Origin of the sequence: Streptomyces sp. NPDC050988 (genome assembly GCF_044456225.1) — a bacterium.
GTDB lineage: Bacteria > Actinomycetota > Actinomycetes > Streptomycetales > Streptomycetaceae > Streptomyces.
On the sequence record NZ_JBITFQ010000006.1, the window covers coordinates 323,716 to 341,604 of the forward strand.

The window sequence follows — 17,889 nt, forward strand, 5'->3', positions numbered from 1 at the left end:
CGCGGGGAACTGCGCGACCAGCCACAGCGAACCCGCACTTCACACCCTCCCGCGGGAGCCCTCAGAACACCCGTTGAGCCGCGCTCTCCAGCGGTCTCGGGGGCACCGCCGGGCCACCAACGACGGGCGGCAACCGAACCACCGCGTCAAGCCCGCCAGAGGCCGAGGCACCGGCACGCAGGAGGACGTCACCCCCACTCGCATGGGCAAGGCGCTGGACGAGGGCCAGCCCAAGACCCGTACCACCCTTCGGCGCGTCGGGGGCGCGCCAGAAGCGGTCGAAGGCGCGCCGGCGCTGCTCCTCGGTCATGCCGGGACCCTCGTCGGTGACGTGGAGTTCGACGCGGGCCGGACCCGCCGGACGGTGGCCGAAGCGGCGTTCGTGGGTCTCGGGCCTGCGCAGGTCGATGGAGACGGTGGAGTAACGGGGCGAAACCCGCAGGGAGTTGGACAACAGGTTGTCCAGGATCTGCTCGACCGCGCCGGGCAGAGCGAGGACAGGACCGCCGTAGTCGCCGAGCAGCACGAGTTGCACGCCGTGCTGCTCGAACATCGGCGCCCAGGCCCGGTGCCGCTCCGCGCAGACCCGGTCCAGGTCCACCTGTTCGCGTACCGCCGCACTCTCGTCGAGCCGGGCCATCGCCAGCAGCCCCTCGACCATCCTGGCGAGCCGGTCGGTCTCGGTCATCGCGGCGGTCAGGTTGCTCCGGGCGTGCAGGGCGATGTCGGACTCCAGGTTCTCCAGCCGCAGCCGCAACGCGGCGAGGGGCGTCTTGAGCTGGTGCGAGGCCTCGCCCGCGAAGGCGCGCTGGGAGGCGAGGAGGTGTTCGAGACGGGCGGCCGTACGGTTGAAGGTCGCCGCGAGACTCCGTACCTCCGGCGGCCCCTTGGTGATCGCCACCGGTGTGGACGGGCCGCCCTCGGCCAACTCGTGCGTGGCGCGCTCCAGTTCACGGATGGGGCGGCCGGTCCAGCGGGCGATGGCGAAGCCGATGACGGCGACGGCGGTGAGGGCCGCGAGCCCGCCGAGGGCCAGCAGCAGCCAGACGTGGTGCACCCGCGCATGCACCATCTCCGTGGGCAGCGTGATCCACACGGCACCCTGTTTGTACGAGCCGTGCGCGATCGGCGCCGCGACGGACAGGTACTGGACACCGCCGATGGTGGAGGTGCGCACGTCCTGCGTGGCCGTTCCCCGCAGCGCCGCCGCGATCCCGGGACGGGCGGCGAGGCCCTGGGTCTCCGTCGCCGACAGCGTGTGCGAGCTGGTGACCAGCGCGCCCGACCGGTCGACGACCACCACCTTCCCGCCGATCCGCTCGGCGCAGCGGCTCACCCTGCCGGGCAGGTCCTGCCCCGCGCGGCCGCCCATGGACAGGGCCAGCGAGGCGTACGCGGAGACCGACTCCGCCTCGTCCTTCGCCATGTTGGTGACCCGCTCCCGCTCGCCCCGGGAGTACACGAACCCCAGCGGGATCTCCAGGCAGAGCAGCAGCAGCACGGCGAGACTCAGGTAACTGAGCAGGAGGCGACGCGTCACCGGAAGGCCGCCGGCCGGGCTTCGTGGGATCCGCCGTCCGGCAGATCGTCGTACTCGCCGCTCGACCCGAACGACTCGAACGATCCGTACGAGCCGGAGGCACTGTACGAGCCGGTCGAACCGGATGCGTCGTACGAGCCGTACGAACCGTTCGGTCTGCCGGGCTGTTCCCCGTACGAGCCGCCCGGGGCCCTACCCGCTGCACCACCCGCTGACCCGCCCGCCGAGGGCGGTCGGTTCTGCACGGCCAGCCTGAAACCGACCCCGCGCAGGGTCTGGATCCACGCCGGGTTCCCCAACTTCCGCCGCAGCGTGGCCACATGGACGTCCAGCGTCTTGGTCGGGCCCTGGTAGTGCGGGTCCCACACCCGGTCCAGGATCTGCTGCCGCGAGTAGACCGCTCCGGGGTCCTCGGTGAGCAGCGCGAGCAGTTCGAACTCCTTCGGCGTCAGCGAGACCGGCGAGTCCCCGACCCAGACCTGCCGGGTGCGGCGGTCGACGACGAGGGGGCCGGGGGCGGACGGCGTCTCGGCGACCGGCTCCGACTCCGGCTCGGCATCGAGTGCCCCTTCGACGGGCCCCGCCGACGCCTCCCGCCTCGGCCGCCGCCCGGCCGGAACCGGCGGCGCGAACTCGAAGGCGGGCCCGGCCTCGAAGGAACGCGACGACTGGTCGAACGAGAGGTCGTACGGGTCCGGCGCCCGGGTGCCTCCGGAGGAGCCGTACGAGGTCGATGCGCGGGTGCCCCCGGCCGAGTCGTACGAGTTCGACGCGCGGGTACCCCCCGCCGAGCCGTATGAGTCCGAGTCGTACGAGTCCGGCGCGCGAGTCGCTCCGGACGGGCCGTACGAGGACCGCGTGTCAGTGCCTTCGGACGGGCCATGCGAGGAACCCGTGCCGGTGCCTTCGGACGAGCCGTACGAAGACCGCGTGTCGGTGCCATCGGTCCGGCCGTACGAAGACCGCGTACCGGTGCCATCGGTCCGGCCGTACGAAGACCGCGTACCGGTGCCATCGGTCCGGTCGTACGAGGGCCGCGCGGCCGATGCGGTGTCCGCCCCCGCGAGGGCCGACCCCGATTCGGAGGCCGCCCTCTCCGAACCGGCGATGTCTCGCCCGGTGTTGCCCGGGTCGGAGCCGCCTCGCCCGGAACCGCCCCGCCCTGCGGTGTCCCGCCGCGCGCTGTCCCGCCCGTGGGTGCCCCGCCCGGGGATGTCCGGCCCCGCCGAGAACGACTCACCCGCGAACGGTTCGCCGCCGAACGACTCGCCCCTGAAGGGCTTCTCCTCCCGAGGTTCCGCAGCCCGGGATTCCGCGGCCCGAGACTCCACGTCCCGGGGTTCCGCGTCCCGGGACCAGGCCCCGGAGGCCCCGGCATTCGTAGAGAACCCCGACTCGTACGCCCCCTCGGAGCGGGAGGACCGCCAGTCGGACGAGCCGACATCCGAAAACCCAGCGCCCGAATACCCGGTGCCCGAAAGCCCCGCGTCCGATGACCCGGCATCCGGCGCCCGGGTACCAGGCGCCCCCGCGGCGACGGCCGGCCCGTCGCCGAGCAGGCCGGTCACCCGCACGCCCGCCCCGAGGGTCCCCGCGCCGACGGGACCCGATCCGGGCGGGCCGGATCCCAGGGGGCCGGATCCGAGCGGGCCCGTGCCCGGCGTTCCCGTGCCGAACTGGCCCACCACAGGCATCCCGCCCGGCGGCGTTGCCATGAACTCGCCCTCGGTCAGGCCCTGTTGGAGGCCACGGCCCTGCTGGGTGCGTCGGGTGACGGCCCGTATCCGGGCGACCAGCTCGCGCAGGCTGAAAGGTTTCGCCAGATAGTCGTCCGCGCCGAGTTCCAGACCCAGAACGCGGTCGGCCTCCTCGCCGCGCGCGCTGAGGATGATGACGGGCACGTCGGAGTACTGCCGGATCCCTCGGCAGACGTCGATGCCGTCCATGTCGGGCAGCCCCAGGTCGAGCAGGACGACATCGCCGTACGGCCCTCTCAGACCGGCGGCCCCGGTCGAGACGTGGTCGACCGTCAGCCCGAAGTGGCCCAGACCCTCGGCGAGCGGCTCGGCGATCGTCTCGTCGTCCTCGATGAGCAGCACTCGTACGCCCATAGGTCCTGTTCTCCCCATGAATCCGGACAGCACGAATTCCGTGCCGTGGAGGGGACACGCTACAAGAGCCGTCATGGGCACGTCGGCTATACCGGAGGTAATGTGACCGGCCGCTCAAAAACCGTCCTTGGATGGCTCGTTGACGATGATCCAAGGCCCGCCGAGGGCTTCCCGGGACGAAATATGGGCCATTCCTGGTCGCGCTCTAGTGTTCCCTTAACCTTCGCCTGGCAGTCGCCCCTCTACGGTGAGAGCACGACGGGAAAGCCCTGGTCGAACCCCCTGCCGGGAGGAACCGTGAAGGCACTGCTGGACCGCGCCCGCTCGTTCAAGAGGCGCGTCGATTTCGAGAGCGGCGAATACCGGAAGCTGGCCGAAGGCCAATATCCGGAGGCATTGTTCATAACCTGCTCGGACTCGCGGGTCATACCCGCCCTGATCACGGGCGCACGGCCCGGAGAGATATTCGAGCTGCGGAACGCGGGCAATATCGTTCCACCGCACGGACGGCAGGGCGCCTCCGGTGAGGCCGCCACCATCGAGTACGCACTGGAGGTGCTCGGCGTTCAGGACATCGTCGTGTGTGGCCACTCCCACTGCGGCGCGATGGGCGCCCTGAAGTCCGGCGACGACCTGTCCTCGCTGCCCGGGGTGGACGCCTGGCTGGACCTGGCCCGCCCGGAGCTCGCGCCGCTGCTCGACGGGGCCTTCGAGGACCCGTCGATGCCGGCCGTGGCCCAGCTCAACGTCGTCAACCAGCTCGCGGCACTGCGGAGTTACCCGGTGACCAAGCCACGGCTCGACTCGGGACACCTACGGCTGCACGGCTGGTACTACGAGGTCGACACCGGCCAGGTCCACGAGCTGGACGAGGACGGCAGCTTCCGGGTGCACGCCGCATGAGCGGGATGCACGCACGCGGACGCGTACCGGCGCACGCCAGGATCCCGGACGCCCCACCCGTCCCGGACTTCCCGGCCCCGGCCACCCCCGCCTACGACCCCACATACGCCCCGGACATCACACCGTCGGCCACCTCCCCGATGAACAAGACGGCCAAGACGGATAAGGCCGCCAGGTCGGACAAGAACGGCAAGGGCCCGAAGGTCGACCTCGCCACCGAGATCACCGCATCCCTCGTCGTCTTCCTCGTCGCGCTCCCCCTGTGCATCGGCGTGGCCGTGGCCTCGGGTGTCCCCGCCGAGCTGGGCATCATCTCCGGTGTCATCGGCGGCCTGGTGGTCGGCGCGGCGCGTGGCAGCACCCTCCAAGTCAGCGGTCCGGCGGCCGGGTTGGCGGCCCTCGTGGCGGAGACGGTCCTCGAACACGGCGTCGCCATGCTCGGTGTGATCGTCCTCGGCTCGGGCATCCTGCAGATCGTCCTGGGCCTGGTCCGTCTCGGCCGGATCTTCCAGGCGATCTCCCTGGCCGTCGTCCAGGGCATGCTCGCGGGCATCGGACTCCCGCTGATGTTCAGCCAGTTGTACCCGATGTCCGACTCCAAGGCCCCGGGCACCCCGATCGAGAACATGGCCGGCCTCCCCGGTCTGATCGCCGACACCTTCGCCGACCCCCAGGCGCTGATCGCCGCGGGACTCGGCGTCGTCACCATCGTGCTCAGCTTCCTGTGGAAGAAGCTGCCGGGCCCGGTCAAGAAGGTCCCGGCCGCGCTCGTGGCCGTCGGGATCGGTATCGGGGTGGCCTCCCTGCCGGGCGTCGACGTGAAGACGCTCCAGGTGGGCAATCTGCTCGCGTCCGTGAACGTCCCCGGCCCGACGGAGTTCGCGGGACTCGCCGACGTCGGGATCATCACCGCGATCCTCACCTTCACGGTGATCGCCTCGGCCGAGAGCCTCTTCACGGCCGCCGCGGTGGACCGTATGCACAGCGGCCCGCGCACCCGCTACAACCCCGAACTCATCGCCCAGGGCGCCGGAAACACCGTGGCGGGCCTCCTCGGCGCGCTCCCCATCACGGCGGTCGTGGCGCGCAGTTCGGCGAACGTCCAGGCGGGCGCCAAGACGCGGCTGTCCCGCACGCTGCACGGCCTGTGGCTGCTGGCCTTCGCGCTGCTCCTGCCCCAGGTTCTCGCCCTGATCCCGATCGCCGTCCTCGCGGGCGTCCTCGTACACAGCGGCTGGAAGCTCTTCGCCCCCGAGGAGTTCCCGAAGATGTGGCGCCAGGACCGGGGCGAGTTCGCGGTCATGACCCTCACCACGCTGGTCATCGTGGCGACCGCGCTTCTCGAAGGCGTCCTCTTCGGCCTGGCCGCCGGCATCGTCCTCGCGGCCCTCCGCATGTCGCAGACCGTCATCAAGCAGCATCTGGAGGAGGACACCGCCAAGGTCGTCATGGCGGGCAACGCCACGTTCCTGCGGCTGCCGCAGCTGATCGAGGCGCTGGAGGCCGCCGCGGAGGCGGGCAAGCCGCGCATCCGGCTCGACCTGACCGGTGTGACCCACCTGGATCACGCCTGCCGCAACCAGGTGGAGGAGTTCGTCGCTCAGCAGCGGGGGTTCGGGCTGCGGGTGGAACTGCTGATGCCAGGTCCGGCGAAGCCGGTTGGCACGCCTGCGCCTTCGCCTGCGCCTTCGCCTGCGCCTTCGCCTGTGGCGGACTTGGCTGATGAGTGGGACCGGCCGGCCGGGACCGGGCTGCCCCGGCGTCCGTACGCGTCCACGGGCGCGGGGCCGACGCAGGGGCCTGGACCCACCGCGGAGTGGTTCTATCTCGATACGCGGCCCATGCCTGAGGAGTACGCCTCTCGTTGAGCGCTGCCCGGTTCGTTCGTACCCGCGGGTCGTTCGTGGCTGGTCGCGCAGTTCCCCGCGCCCCTGAAGGGGCGCCATCCCGCAGGCCGGCCCTAGGCTGGAACCATGAGCGGTTGGAACGCACGGGACATCCCCGACCAGAGCGGTCGTACCGTCGTCGTCACCGGGGCGAACAGCGGGATCGGGTACTTCACCGCCCGTGAACTGGCCCGGCGGGGCGCCCGGGTCGTCCTCGCGTGCCGCAGCGAGAGCCGTGGCACCGAGGCCGCCGACCGCCTGGCCATCGAAGTCCCGGACGCAGACGCGGAGTTCGCACCTCTCGATCTCGGGGACCTGGACTCCGTACGGGAGTTCGCGGCGGCGTACGGACGGAGGTACGACCGGCTGGACCTGCTGGTCGACAACGCGGGCGTGATGGCGTTGCCGCAGGGCCGCACGGCGGACGGGTTCGAGACGCAGTTCGGGGTCAACCACCTCGGGCACTTCGCGCTCACCGGACTGCTCATGCCGACTCTGCTCGCCACGCCGGGCGCCCGTGTGGTGACCGTGTCCAGCTTCGTGCACACGCTGGCCAACATCGACATCAACGACCTCAACAGCGAGCGGAAATACGGGCGTTGGACCGCGTACGGGCGCTCGAAGACGGCCAACCTGCTGTTCGTGCACGAGTTGGCGCGTCGACTCGCCGCCATCGGCTCCGACGTCGTGGCGGCGGCCGCGCACCCCGGGTACGCCGCCACCAACCTCATGACCGTGGCCCCGAGAATGCAGGGCCGCAAGACCTCCGAACGGTTCATGGAGATCGGCAGCCGCTTCGTCGCCCAGTCCGCGGAGGCCGGTGCCCTCCCCACGCTGTACGCGGCGACGGCACCCGGCGTACGCCCGGACTCGTTCACCGGCCCATCGCTCCTCGGCCTCCGTGGCTCCCCGGCGAAGTCGCGGCGCGCCAAGTGGACCCTCGACGACCGGGCGGGGCAACGGCTTTGGGAGGAGTCGGAGCGGCTGACGGGTGTCACTTACGACGCGTTGAAGGTGTGACGCGGGCGACGCGTGCGGTCCGCGGCCCGCAGCCCGCGAAAGGCATGACGCACGGGCGTACGGGGCACACAGACAGTGACGCGTACACGTCACCGCCTGGCCATGGCGCGTCCACCCCGCACTCCTAGGCTCCGGCGGTGCGCGACCCCGTCGCCGACCGGCGGACGGGGCGGTCACGGCACCCCCTTGGAGCGACAGTGGAACGTCGTACCCTCCTGCGTGCGGCCGTCCTCGGCGGTTCGTCCGCCGTCTTCGGCGGAACCCTGTGGCGCGGCGCCGCGTACGCCGCACCCGCCCAGCCGGGCGCCGGCCCGTACGGGGCACTCGGCGCGGCGGACACGAACGGCGTCCGGCTGCCGAGCGGCTTCACCAGCCGGGTGATAGCCAGGTCCGGCCAGACGGTCACCGGCACGTCCTACACCTGGCACAACGCCCCTGACGGCGGGGCCTGTTACGCCGATGGCAGCGGCTGGATCTACGTATCCAACTCGGAGATCAACCCCTCCGGTGGCGCGAGCGCGGTGAAGTTCTCGTCGGCGGGCGCGGTCACGGGCGCGTACCGCGTCCTGTCCGGCACCCGGCAGAACTGCGCGGGCGGCAAAACCCCGTGGAACACCTGGCTCTCCTGCGAGGAGGTGTCCCTGGGCTACGTCTACGAGACGGATCCGTGGGGCGTGAACGCGGCCGTGCGCCGGGACGCGATGGGCCGCTTCAAGCACGAGGCGGCGGCGGCCGACCCGGTGCGCAGGGTGGTGTACCTGACGGAGGACGAGACGAACGGCTGCCTCTACCGCTTCGTGCCCACCACTTGGGGCAACCTGTCCTCGGGCACCCTTCAGGTCATGGTCGCCGGGACGGCCACCTCCGGCTCCTTCACCTGGGCGAACGTGCCCGACCCGGACGGCTCCCCCACCACGACCCGTACGCAGGTCTCCGGCTCGAAGAAGTTCAACGGCGGCGAGGGCTGCCACTACGCCGACGACACGGTCTGGTTCACCACCAAGGGCGACAACCGCGTCTGGCAGCTCAACCTGGCAAGCAACACATACGAGTTGGCGTACGACGACTCGCTCGTGACGTCCGGTACGGCCCCGCTGACCGGCGTCGACAACATCACCGGCAGCGCCTCGGGCGACCTGTTCGTCGCGGAGGACGGCGGCAACATGGAGATCTGCGTCATCACACCGAACGACGTGATCGCCCCGTTCCTGCGCATCGACGGCCAGTCCGGCTCCGAGATCACCGGCCCCGCCTTCTCCCCCGACGGAACCCGCCTCTACTTCTCCAGCCAGCGCGGCACCAGCGGAAGTTCGTCGGGCGGCATCACGTACGAGGTGAGGGGTCCGTTCCGCTCGTAGCGGGCGCGGGCCGGGTTTACAGATGACGGACCCATGAACGGAGAGCTACCGTCCGGTCACGTCACGTTCGCATCACGGGTCCGTCATTCCGCCACCGCACCACGAGCCCCCTAATACTTTCGTCACCTCAAATCCGACTGATCGTCCTCCGTGATCATGCGTACGGATAACGACCCAAATCCGAGGTGCTCTCGTGAAGTTGCTCCGCAAGCCCGCCGCCGTTGCCGTCGCCGCACTGGCGCTCACCGCCCTGTCGGCCACCACCGCCCAGGCCCACGACGGCAACCACCCGTTCAAGAACTGCACCGAGGCGTACGAGAACGGCTTCTCCGACATCCCCAGGAGCGACACAGAGCACTACGCCGACGACCTGGACCGCGACCAGGACGGCATCGGCTGCGACCAGCCCCCGTCGGACTTCGTCCCGGCGGAGGACCAGGGCACGGACGACGAGGGCACCGAGAACAGCGCCTCCGACAGCGGCGAGAAGAACACCGACCTCGCGGAGACCGGCGGCAGCGGCGCCACGGCGTACATCGCGGGCGGCGGCGCGGCGGTCCTGCTCGCGGGCGGCGGCGTGCTGTTCACGGTGCGCAGGCGCGCCAACTCCCGCTGACACGCCCGCAGTTTCGCCGCCGGACACATCGGTGGACGCAGAGGACGCGGCGGGGACCCTCCACAGGGGTTCCCGCCTCGTCCATGCCCGAGGGGCGGAGAGCTCAGCGCTCGCAGCTGTCCTTCAGGTCGTTGAGGTCCCCCGTGCAGGTGTCGGTGCCGGCGTCCCCGAAGGAGCGATCGTTGGCCTGCGTGGAGTCGAGGGCGTCCAGGCGGTCGTTGCCGTTTCTGCCGAACATGACGTCGTCTCCGGCACCACCGGTGATCGTGTCGACCCCTCCGCCGCCGAAGATGGTGTCGTGCCCGCCCTGACCGTTCAGGGTGGTCCCCGCGGTGGCGGCGGAGTCGATCGAGATGATGTCGTTGCCCAGGCCGCCGTTGATGATGGCGGGCACACCACCTGTCACGGTGACGATGTCACCGAGGTCCCCGCTTTCGAGGGTGAGGGTGCGGCCGCCGTACGGGCAGCGGACCGTGTCGACGTCGACCTGGGTGCAGCCGGATCCCGCGGTGACGGTGTCGCCCGCATCGCTGATGGTGACGGTGTCGAGGGACCGGGTGATGGAAAGGTCGTTCGCCTTCCCCGCGACGGCGGTGACGAAGATGCGAACAGTACTCACACTCACACCGGTCGCCGCGTGCGCCTGTCCGGCCGACAGCACCGTCGCCGCACCCAGAACCAAGGTCGTCACACCGGCTTGTACCGCTCTGCGCATTGAGGTCTTCAATGCCCCTCCTCTTCCCCCCTGATGAACACGGGCTGGTGAACACGGGCTGGTCTTGCCGTGATCGACCCTAGGAGCGGAGCGGTGGGGGCGCATGGGGGGAGAACCCCCAATTAACGACGCCGGAGTCACCCTCAAGGCCCGTGAATCTTCCTTGAGTTGACCGCGAAGACCACACTTTCCCGAATGGTCGGCAGGCCACCGAGCCGCTCGTGGCGGGGCGCACCGTTACCGACCATCCAGGGGTGGGCAGTGCCACACTGGCGCCATGGGAAAGCCGCAGACGATCGATGAGTACATCGAGGGCTTCGCGGGGGAGGGCCGCGAGGTACTCGAGCAGGTACGGGCGCTGGCCGTCGAGTCGGTCCCCGCTGCGAGCGAGGCGATCAAGTGGGGCCATCCCGCGTGGGTTCACCCGTCCGGGACGATCCTGTTCATCGTCAGCGGCCACGCGAAGCACGCCAACGTCGTGTTCACCCCCAGCACCCGCGAGGCGTTCGACGCCGACCTCACCGACTTCGTCACCGGCAAGGGCTCGGTCAAGCTCCCGTACGGCCAACCGGTGCCGGGCGACCTGCTGCGCCGGATGATCGCCTTCCGTGTGCGCGAGCACGAGGACGACGGCGTGCTGTGGATGTGACGGCCGCGAAGGCCGAGTGAGATCTCTGACGGGCGGCCGCCGCGAGGCCGGCCGTTCCAGTCGCAGACCGCTCCGGCGCTCTCACGCATCGAGAGTCGTCAGGGCACTTGTGATCAGTGCACGGGCAGCGGCTCCGTACACCGCGTTCTGCGCGAGACCGTCGAACGCCTTGATGTACAGCGCTGTCTGACTCGGCTGCGTCAGGGTCGTGGCAGCGTCCAGGGAGTCAGCGTGGACGCGCTCGTCGTCGAAGACGGTGAACGTCGCCATCGGCCACACCGTGCGCTGCAAAGCGAACGGGATCACGCCCAGGGCGACGCTCGGCAGGGTCATCGACGACAGCAGATGCCCAAGTTGTCCGGCCATCGTGTCGGCGTCGCCGATCCGGTGCCGCAGGACGGACTCCTCGATGACGAGGGCGAAGCGGTGGCCACCCTCGCGTACAACGCTGTTTCGCCTCATCCTTGCCTCGACGGCCCGGCTCACGTCATCGGGCGTCCCCCGGAACGCGGCGATCGAGGACAACAACGCCGAGGCGTACCCGGGCGTCTGAAGGAAGCCGGGCACGACGTCTGAGCAGTACACCCGGAACTGTCTCGTGCGCTCGTACAGCGTCGCCCCGGACTCCTGCAACTGCCGCAGCCCGCTGCGCTGAAGACGGCGCCACTCGACATGCATCTCTGTGGATTGCCGGTTGGCCGCGGTCAGGTCCGGGGCCTGGTCGTCCGCGCCGCACGCCGAGCACCATGCCCGGATGTCCGCGTCCGACGGCGGTGTACGGGCGTTCTCGATCCGCGAGGACTTCGCCTCGTGCCACCCGCACCGGATGGCCAGCTCACGTCCCGTGATCCCAGCGTCCAGGCGGACATCACGCAGCCGCGCGGCGAGCGCTTCGCGTGCCTGCTGAACGGCGGACGAGGGGTGCGGAGACATGAGCCGGCCGATTCTCAGATCTGGTAGTCCGCGTGCGGGACAGCTCGCTCCCACACGCTCTCGAACGCGGTGACGCAGTGCTTCACGAGGGCGGGGTCGTCCGTGATCTCGTCCTCCACGACGGCACCGTCACCTGAGAAGTGGTGCACCCGCAACAAGGTCTCGTCGAACGCCCAGAAGTCATTGCCCGGGAGAGCAAGGCCGGTTGCCTGCCGTCGTGGCAGCCAACGCACCTGCTCCCCCGCCGTGACGTTGGCGTGCGTGACGTAGTGCTCCCAGCGGATGTACTCCGAGACCGGCTCGGAGACAATACGGGCACGGCGGATCACCACACCACGGGCCACTGTGTCAGAGATGAGCGGGTCGTACGGGTGCCACCACGACTCCCGGTCCTCCCAGGCGATGCGCTCGCCCCGCTGCCACGCCTCGAAGCGCGGCGTCGGCGCGTACGAGTCGCGTATCTCCAGGTGCACGGCGGAGTGCTGGCAGGCGGCCAACAGCTCAGCGAAGCTGGGCACGCTCGACGGCATCGCACGCCTCCCGGATCATCGGAATCATCCGGGCCGGAATCCGGATGATCGCTTCGCTATCCGGAACCGGTCCATTCGCCGGACTCGTCGCCTCGCACTCGGCGTGCGTCTGCGCGTCAGGCTTCCACCCCTGCAACAGCAGCTCCCGGGCTCCCGTGTCGGCCCACACGGTTGGTCAGTGATCGCGATCGGTGTCGGGATCGATGCCGATGAACTCAACTGACATGACGCCTCCCCTGTCGATGACTTGCTCAGGCTTGCACGAGCGTCCAACGATGCCAACCCAACGTCAAGGGCATGACCTGCGAGCAAAGTTGGCGTGCAAGCTCATGCAAGACCATGGAAAGCCAGACCGCGTCGTCTCTAGCTTCGACGTATGGAGACGACGATGGCAGCGGCCGTACATCTGGGCATCCCCGGCCCGGAGCCGGTACCCGTGGAAGGCTGCGGAGTCTGCGGGGCGTTGGGCAGACAGCGGGAGAACGCTCGGCGGAAGCTCGACCTGTCCAAGGTCTCGGACTGCAACGTCGAGATCCGCAACCACCCCCACGGGGAGCGAGCGTGAGCGGCGTCCGGCGGCAGTGGCAAGACGGCGGATTCGGCTCCGGACACATGCAACTCATTGCCGACTCCGCCACGTTCAGCGTGGTGCGGCAGGCGTACGCGGCGCTCCTGGAGCACGGCGCCGGTTGCGAGACATGCCGAAAAGGCGACTGCGATACGGCTGACGCCCTGTATGGCGCATGGCGCGACTTGGGAGGACCGTGGAAGAAGTAGGACGGGCGCCAGCAAACGCCATTTCGCCGGCTCACCGACTTGACTTGCCAGCGGCTGCAGCGCGTCTCGAAGACGCGCTGAACTTCGCGGTGTTGCCCAGTACGCGCCGCCCCGTGGCGCTCGCGGGGCGTCGACCCTGGCAGCAAGGCAAGCGATCGACTCGGGGCGGTCCAACGGGCCTGGCGGCACTACGAACTTGCGAAGCGGGCAACGCGTGACGCTGAGGCTCCGATGTACCTCGCGCACGCGATGGCAGAGCAGGCATACGTACTGTGTGAGCCTCGCCGGCCGTCTCTCGGCGTCGACCTGGTTCACAATGCGGCACGCCTCCTTGGCCAGGCCTGATCTCCCCGCCTCCGGGCATGGCTGTACGCCGCTGAAGCGGAGTTGTGCGCCCACGCCGGAATGCCTGATGACTGCCGGCGGGCGCTCGATGCGGCCATGGCGGCCATTCCGCCTGGCTCCGATGACGGAGACCCGGACATGCTGAGCATCTTCCTCAACTGTGCCCACCTGGCTCGATGGCGCGGCAACGTCCTAGCTCTGCTGGGCGACGACGAGGCGGTGACCAGCCTGTACGGCGCCCTGGATGTGATGGACCCGTCCTTTGCCCGAGCGCAGGCGGGACTTCACGCCGACCTCGTACAGGCGCACATGGCGCGAGCCGAGTACGACGGTGCGAACACCCACCTGAGGCAGGCACGACTGTTGGCGAGCCGCACCGGTTCGGTGCGACAGCGCCGCCGTGTCGACCTGCTCAGTGCGCGGCTGCAAGCTCCTGCTTGCCGCGGCTCGCCAGGATGTGGAGCAGGGCAACGAGGGTGCCCGAACCCATCAGCTCACCGCGCGCCATCAGCCCTGGGATGTCGGCCAGAGGTACCCACTCGATGTGTCCCGCCTCTTCCACGTCCGTCGGCGAACCAACCTGTTCGGCGCCGTGCCCTACGAAGATCGCGTGAGGCGAGTCGACCATGCCGACCATGGGCTGATAGGTGACGATGTGCTCCACGGACTTCGGCCGCCAGCCCGTCTCTTCAACGACTTCCCGTAGCGCCGTGTCCGCAGGGTCCTCCCCTTCGTCCACGATGCCGCCCGGGAGCTCCCAACCCCATTGCTATGGGACGAAGCGGTAACGCCACATCATCAGGACGCGGTCCTGGTCATCCAGGACCGCGGTGACGGCAACGTGATGGAGCTTCACCACGTGATGTTCGAAGCGCTCCACCCCGGGCGGTTCCACGTCCCAGAGCTGGAGCTTGACCCAGCGGTTGTCATAGACGTCCCGCTCGCCATGGATGCGCCAGGGCTCAAGTCCCTCCGGAGTCTGGACGCTCACCGCGCCCGGCACGCGGTACGAGCTTCGGCCCCTGACCTCCAACGCGCCTTCCGAAACGAGCCGGGCCAGCACTTGCCGAAGTGCGGTGCGGCCGATCCCGAGTTCTTCCACGAGCGTGCGCTCTGATGGCATCTTGTCGCCAGCGGTGTACTCGCCTGAGGCGAGACCTGCACGAATCGTCTCGTAGACCTTCGCTGTCTTCGGTCCCATCCGCGGAGCACTCTCCGTTCTGAGGTGGTGCGTACCAGCGTAGCGGTGGTTGCTCAGTGTATGGACGCGGTCTTGGTAGGGCGGTGAGCCGATGGTCGAACGCGATCCAGAGATGGGCCACCGCTATTTTCTTTCGTTCAAGCGACGAAGTCTTTCGCTCAGGTCCTTCGCGGGTGACCAGACAAACTCGCGGCCCACGCGCTCCTTAATTAGCAATCCGAGACTTTCTAGTCCCATGAGATCTTGGCGCGCGGTCTCGTAGACAATGTCGTGGCTGATCTTGTGAGACTTTGCGGTGAAACTCGCATTTGATGACTTGAGTGCATGCTCCAAGATTGCAACTTGTCTGGGGTTGAATAGACTGGGCGCTGCCGCAATCGACTTTTGCGTCCGCCGCAACTCGCTCATCTTTTCCGCGAGGTATACATGTAGCTGCTTGATTGCCCTCTGGAAAACCTCGATCTGATACAGATGAAAATACGTGAGATCGTTCTCATCTTCGGCGTATAGATAGCTGCGCGCATACCTGGATGGCGCCTTCTTGAGAATGGAAGAAATTACAATGAACTCGGTAAGCCAATAGTCTTGATTTAGCATTGACCAATAAAAGATGGCGCGGGCAGTTCTCCCATTTCCATCTTCGAATGGGTGCTCGTAGCCGATCATGAAATGCAAGGTTATGGCCCGAAGTACTGGAGGGATGTAGCCCTCATCGGCCTCCCCGTTGGCGAACGCGCACAGGCGTTCGATTCTCTCGGGAAGGTCGCGCGCATCCGGTGGTTCGTGCAAGTTCAGGCCAGTATCTGTGAATACTCCGATCCTGACTTCGTCCGCCGACTGGAACCTCCCAGCCGCGTCGGGATTGGATAGAGTTCCCTTCGTGACAATTTTGTGAATGTGGCGGATGAGATCTGGTGTCAGCTTTTCGTTTCGAATCTCGCCGATGAAGCGCATGGCCTCGTAGTTGTTCAGAATCATACGTTCGTCGCGATCGCGCGGAGACCGACCTGTACGGATCATCTCCTTCGCGACATTTCTTGTAGTTGCAGCCCCTTCCAGTTGGCTTGAGTTAATTGCCTCCTCGATAAGCGAGTTAACGAGATAGCGGTCACGAGTAACTGGGTTTGTAACCTGCTCACTGATTGCGATCTGGCCGCTCGTGTCCCGGTTGATTTCTTCAACGGACTTGAGGACAACGTCGGGGAGCGCAAACGTGAAATGGTGGCCATCCTTGTCTACGAGTGGCAGCTTCCTCTGCATTTGCTGACGCACGAACTTCATGCCCAGCCACCACTCTTCCCTCGTCAGTCCCTCCGGGGGAGTTTTAAATCGAATCTTGTCCCAGGGCAGATAAGGTTCTGACGGGCCGCTAGGTACTGCCTTCACGATCTCGCTAAATTTTTCAGGATTATTCGCCATGACCTTCCGGAAGAGGTCGGTGAAGTCGGGCGGCGACGGTGGTTTCTTCATGTTTGCCCCCAAGTGTGACTGCGCGTGCCGTCTCGCGGGGTGTGGTCACCGCCGCGGTGCTGCCTGAACTACTAGAACTCCCAGCGCTTCTACTACTAGCTTCCAGATTAGTAGATCGACCCCTGCTGGGGGAGTGTTGCTGGGGTGGCGCGTCTGGGTGCTGGGCTGCCGACCTGGAGAGGGGCTGTGCCCTGTGTAGTGCTGGCTTCGCTGCGCGTGCCATCTCGCGAGGTGTGGTCACCGCCGCGGTGCTGCCTGAACTACTAGAACTCCCAGCGCTTCTACTACTAGCTTCCAGATTAGTAGATCGACCCCTGCTGGGGGGAGCCGGCAGGCTACCCATGGCGGACTGGCTTCGTGCTGAGGCTCGTGGACGACTTGTGGACGGCGGACGGCCGGACCTTCGTTTGACGCACTCGCCTCGCAGGTCAGCCCCCGTCTTCATTGCTGTTCAGAGGGGGACTGTAAATCCGCCGTGCCCCAGAGCGGGGCCACCTGAAGGCCGTTGGAAGGCGACCCAGGGTGACCGCCCAGCCGCACTAGACCGCAGTACCTCCTTCATCCGCCGAACCGGTCTGTGAGGCGGTCGTCGAGCGGCTTCCTCCCCCAGGTGTCCTTTGACAGCGGACGCCGCACGGAATTTCGCAGGTCGTAGCGGTCAACGGAGCCCGCGGTAGGTCCGCCAACCCGGCATTGACTTTCGTGCTGGCTTCCACTGATTGTCCGGACTATCCCTCCGGCCCGGCTTATCGCTCGGATTCGGCACATAACCGAGCTGAGGCACCCCGGGAGCCTGGCCTCGCGAACGCCACGAAGCCCGGGAGCCGAACGGTGCCCGGGCTTCGTGCTTGGTGGTCGGTTACCGGAAGAGGTGCACCGGGACCGTGAACCTGTCCTCCATGTCCTTCCAGAGGGCGTCACTGGTGACGAGCGGGCGGCCGAGGTGCTCGCCTAGGGCGATGCACAGCGCGTCGCCCAGGGCGAGCGTTCGGCGTCCGTAGTGCTGCCGGTCCTGGCGGGACCCGTGGATGAGCTGCCCGGCCCGCGCTGCCTGTTCGGCGGAGGTCGGTTCGACCGAGAGACCCAGGGCCGCGAGGTCCTGGTAGAGCTCCTGCGGCGGGGTGGTGCGCCCGCGCTGGAGGCAGACGTAGGTCAGCTCGGTCAGGTTGGCGGCCGTCGTGGCGGCCTCGGAGAGCAGCTCGTCGACGACGTCGGCTCCCTTCTCTTGGAACACCCAGGCCACGAGGGCGCTGGTGTCAAGGACGACAGGGGGGCGGGCTTTCACGTTGGTACTCCTCGGCGATCCGGACTCTTATCGGGGTGGACCAGCCCTAGAAGAGGGCTGATCCGTTTTGTCCTGCGGGGCGCTGAGGTGATCGGGCCGGTTGCTTTCGCTGTCGCGCAGGGCGCGGACGTCCGCAGCCGCGTCGTAGGAGTCGGGTTCCGCGGTGGCCGGGTTGCCGGCGCGGATGCGGTCCTTGATCGCCTGCGGTGTCTCCACGATGACGACGCCGGGGCTCACGACCCTGATGATCACCTCGTCCCCCTCGGCAAGGCCAGCGGCCCGCTGGAGGGCGACGGGAACCGTCACCCGGCCGCGGGGGCCGACCTTCGTGCGAGTGGGCTGAAGCATGCGGTGGGTCCTTCGAGTGGTGGTCTAAAAGGCGGGGCTGCCGGAGAGCTCTTGCAGGAGGTAGTCCGGCGGTCCCGACCCCAGGACATGCGAGAGCACAAAGGCGGCCAGGGCGGCCACAAACGTGCTGCTGCGCCAGGCATGCCGGAACCGGCGGACTGTGCCGGACCGGGATGACTTGGTCATGTGGGGTGGGCCTCTT

17 protein-coding genes and 3 pseudogenes are annotated in these 17,889 nt (G+C 68.1%); 8 read left to right on the plus strand and 12 right to left on the minus strand.

The window, feature by feature from the left end; genetic code table 11:
* Positions 1–61: 61 nt before the first annotated feature.
* The 3 genes and pseudogenes from ACIBEI_RS17175 to ACIBEI_RS17185 form a co-directional block, all read right to left on the minus strand.
* Complete coding sequence (locus ACIBEI_RS17175) at positions 62–1,540, minus strand: sensor histidine kinase (protein ID WP_398889452.1); 1,479 nt, start codon at positions 1,538–1,540, stop codon at positions 62–64.
* Positions 1,537–3,255 (minus strand): winged helix-turn-helix domain-containing protein, encoded by a 1,719-nt coding sequence (locus ACIBEI_RS17180; protein ID WP_398889613.1) that lies wholly within the window; start codon positions 3,253–3,255, stop codon positions 1,537–1,539. Before ACIBEI_RS17180 ends, ACIBEI_RS17175 begins: the two co-directional genes overlap by 4 nt.
* A 33-nt stretch (positions 3,256–3,288) precedes the next feature.
* Positions 3,289–3,651, minus strand: a pseudogene (locus ACIBEI_RS17185) (response regulator transcription factor); the annotation flags it as partial.
* 297 nt (positions 3,652–3,948) lie between these two features.
* Here ACIBEI_RS17185 and ACIBEI_RS17190 point away from each other — a divergent pair.
* The 5 genes from ACIBEI_RS17190 (at position 3,949) to ACIBEI_RS17210 (ending at position 9,434) form a co-directional block, all read left to right on the plus strand.
* On the plus strand, positions 3,949–4,554 hold the full coding sequence (locus ACIBEI_RS17190; RefSeq protein WP_398889454.1) for a carbonic anhydrase: 606 nt from the start codon (positions 3,949–3,951) through the stop codon (positions 4,552–4,554).
* Positions 4,555–4,694: 140 nt separating this feature from the next.
* Positions 4,695–6,422, plus strand: a complete 1,728-nt coding sequence (locus tag ACIBEI_RS17195) for a SulP family inorganic anion transporter (protein ID WP_398889615.1) — start codon at positions 4,695–4,697, stop codon at positions 6,420–6,422.
* 105 nt (positions 6,423–6,527) lie between these two features.
* Positions 6,528–7,460, plus strand: a complete 933-nt coding sequence (locus ACIBEI_RS17200; protein WP_398889456.1) for an oxidoreductase — start codon at positions 6,528–6,530, stop codon at positions 7,458–7,460.
* Between the two features lie 197 nt (positions 7,461–7,657).
* Complete coding sequence (locus ACIBEI_RS17205; protein ID WP_398889458.1) at positions 7,658–8,818, plus strand: alkaline phosphatase PhoX; 1,161 nt, start codon at positions 7,658–7,660, stop codon at positions 8,816–8,818.
* Between the two features lie 193 nt (positions 8,819–9,011).
* Positions 9,012–9,434, plus strand: coding sequence for an LAETG motif-containing sortase-dependent surface protein (locus ACIBEI_RS17210; RefSeq protein WP_398889460.1), 423 nt, complete (start codon positions 9,012–9,014; stop codon positions 9,432–9,434).
* Between the two features lie 103 nt (positions 9,435–9,537).
* On the opposite strand, the gene ACIBEI_RS17215 is transcribed toward ACIBEI_RS17210, so the two are convergent.
* Positions 9,538–10,161, minus strand: coding sequence for a calcium-binding protein (locus tag ACIBEI_RS17215; protein ID WP_398889462.1), 624 nt, complete (start codon positions 10,159–10,161; stop codon positions 9,538–9,540).
* A 265-nt stretch (positions 10,162–10,426) separates the two neighbouring features.
* Here ACIBEI_RS17215 and ACIBEI_RS17220 point away from each other — a divergent pair, with 265 nt between their 5' ends.
* Entirely contained in the window at positions 10,427–10,798 is a 372-nt protein-coding gene (locus ACIBEI_RS17220) for an iron chaperone (protein WP_398889464.1), read from the plus strand.
* An 81-nt stretch (positions 10,799–10,879) separates the two neighbouring features.
* On the opposite strand, the gene ACIBEI_RS17225 is transcribed toward ACIBEI_RS17220, so the two are convergent.
* From ACIBEI_RS17225 to ACIBEI_RS17235, 3 genes are read right to left on the minus strand one after another with little or no spacing between them, the layout of a single operon-like run.
* Entirely contained in the window at positions 10,880–11,731 is an 852-nt protein-coding gene (locus ACIBEI_RS17225; RefSeq protein WP_398889466.1) for a helix-turn-helix domain-containing protein, read from the minus strand.
* 14 nt (positions 11,732–11,745) lie between these two features.
* On the minus strand, positions 11,746–12,261 hold the full coding sequence (locus ACIBEI_RS17230; protein ID WP_398889468.1) for a DUF6879 family protein: 516 nt from the start codon (positions 12,259–12,261) through the stop codon (positions 11,746–11,748).
* Complete coding sequence (locus ACIBEI_RS17235; protein ID WP_398889470.1) at positions 12,233–12,430, minus strand: hypothetical protein; 198 nt, start codon at positions 12,428–12,430, stop codon at positions 12,233–12,235. Before ACIBEI_RS17235 ends, ACIBEI_RS17230 begins: the two co-directional genes overlap by 29 nt.
* 207 nt (positions 12,431–12,637) lie before the next feature.
* Between ACIBEI_RS17235 and ACIBEI_RS17240 the strand changes: the two genes are divergently transcribed.
* Together ACIBEI_RS17240 and ACIBEI_RS17245 are read left to right on the plus strand one after the other, a co-directional pair.
* Positions 12,638–12,826, plus strand: coding sequence for a hypothetical protein (locus ACIBEI_RS17240; protein WP_398889472.1), 189 nt, complete (start codon positions 12,638–12,640; stop codon positions 12,824–12,826).
* A 277-nt stretch (positions 12,827–13,103) separates the two neighbouring features.
* Positions 13,104–13,809: pseudogene (locus ACIBEI_RS17245) on the plus strand (XRE family transcriptional regulator); the annotation flags it as partial.
* Here ACIBEI_RS17245 and ACIBEI_RS17250 read toward each other — a convergent pair.
* From ACIBEI_RS17250 to ACIBEI_RS17270, 5 genes and pseudogenes are all read right to left on the minus strand, one after another.
* Positions 13,796–14,584: pseudogene (locus tag ACIBEI_RS17250) on the minus strand (NUDIX domain-containing protein). The pseudogenes ACIBEI_RS17245 and ACIBEI_RS17250 overlap by 14 nt on opposite strands.
* A 123-nt stretch (positions 14,585–14,707) precedes the next feature.
* Complete coding sequence (locus tag ACIBEI_RS17255) at positions 14,708–16,054, minus strand: Fic family protein (RefSeq protein ID WP_398889474.1); 1,347 nt, start codon at positions 16,052–16,054, stop codon at positions 14,708–14,710.
* Positions 16,055–16,913: 859 nt separating this feature from the next.
* A complete protein-coding gene (locus ACIBEI_RS17260) occupies positions 16,914–17,339 on the minus strand; it encodes a PIN domain-containing protein (RefSeq protein WP_398889476.1) in 426 nt (141 codons plus the stop codon).
* 27 nt (positions 17,340–17,366) lie between these two features.
* Complete coding sequence (locus ACIBEI_RS17265; RefSeq protein WP_398889478.1) at positions 17,367–17,687, minus strand: AbrB/MazE/SpoVT family DNA-binding domain-containing protein; 321 nt, start codon at positions 17,685–17,687, stop codon at positions 17,367–17,369.
* Positions 17,688–17,711: 24 nt separating this feature from the next.
* A complete protein-coding gene (locus tag ACIBEI_RS17270) occupies positions 17,712–17,873 on the minus strand; it encodes a hypothetical protein (protein WP_398889480.1) in 162 nt (53 codons plus the stop codon).
* Positions 17,874–17,889 lie beyond the last annotated feature (16 nt).

Excerpts from the sequence above, each read along its gene's own strand:
- ACIBEI_RS17240 (WP_398889472.1), top strand. The coding sequence starts at position 12,638 with ATGGAGACGACGATGGCAGCGGCCGTACATCTGGGCATCCCCGGCCCG.
- ACIBEI_RS17195 (WP_398889615.1), top strand. The coding sequence starts at position 4,695 with ATGAACAAGACGGCCAAGACGGATAAGGCCGCCAGGTCGGACAAGAAC.
- ACIBEI_RS17220 (WP_398889464.1), top strand. The coding sequence starts at position 10,427 with ATGGGAAAGCCGCAGACGATCGATGAGTACATCGAGGGCTTCGCGGGG.
- ACIBEI_RS17225 (WP_398889466.1), bottom strand. The coding sequence starts at position 11,731 with ATGTCTCCGCACCCCTCGTCCGCCGTTCAGCAGGCACGCGAAGCGCTC.
- ACIBEI_RS17180 (WP_398889613.1), bottom strand. The coding sequence starts at position 3,255 with ATGGCAACGCCGCCGGGCGGGATGCCTGTGGTGGGCCAGTTCGGCACG.
- ACIBEI_RS17265 (WP_398889478.1), bottom strand. The coding sequence starts at position 17,687 with ATGCTTCAGCCCACTCGCACGAAGGTCGGCCCCCGCGGCCGGGTGACG.
- ACIBEI_RS17270 (WP_398889480.1), bottom strand. The coding sequence starts at position 17,873 with ATGACCAAGTCATCCCGGTCCGGCACAGTCCGCCGGTTCCGGCATGCC.
- ACIBEI_RS17255 (WP_398889474.1), bottom strand. The coding sequence starts at position 16,054 with ATGAAGAAACCACCGTCGCCGCCCGACTTCACCGACCTCTTCCGGAAG.
- ACIBEI_RS17200 (WP_398889456.1), top strand. The coding sequence starts at position 6,528 with ATGAGCGGTTGGAACGCACGGGACATCCCCGACCAGAGCGGTCGTACC.
- ACIBEI_RS17230 (WP_398889468.1), bottom strand. The coding sequence starts at position 12,261 with ATGCCGTCGAGCGTGCCCAGCTTCGCTGAGCTGTTGGCCGCCTGCCAG.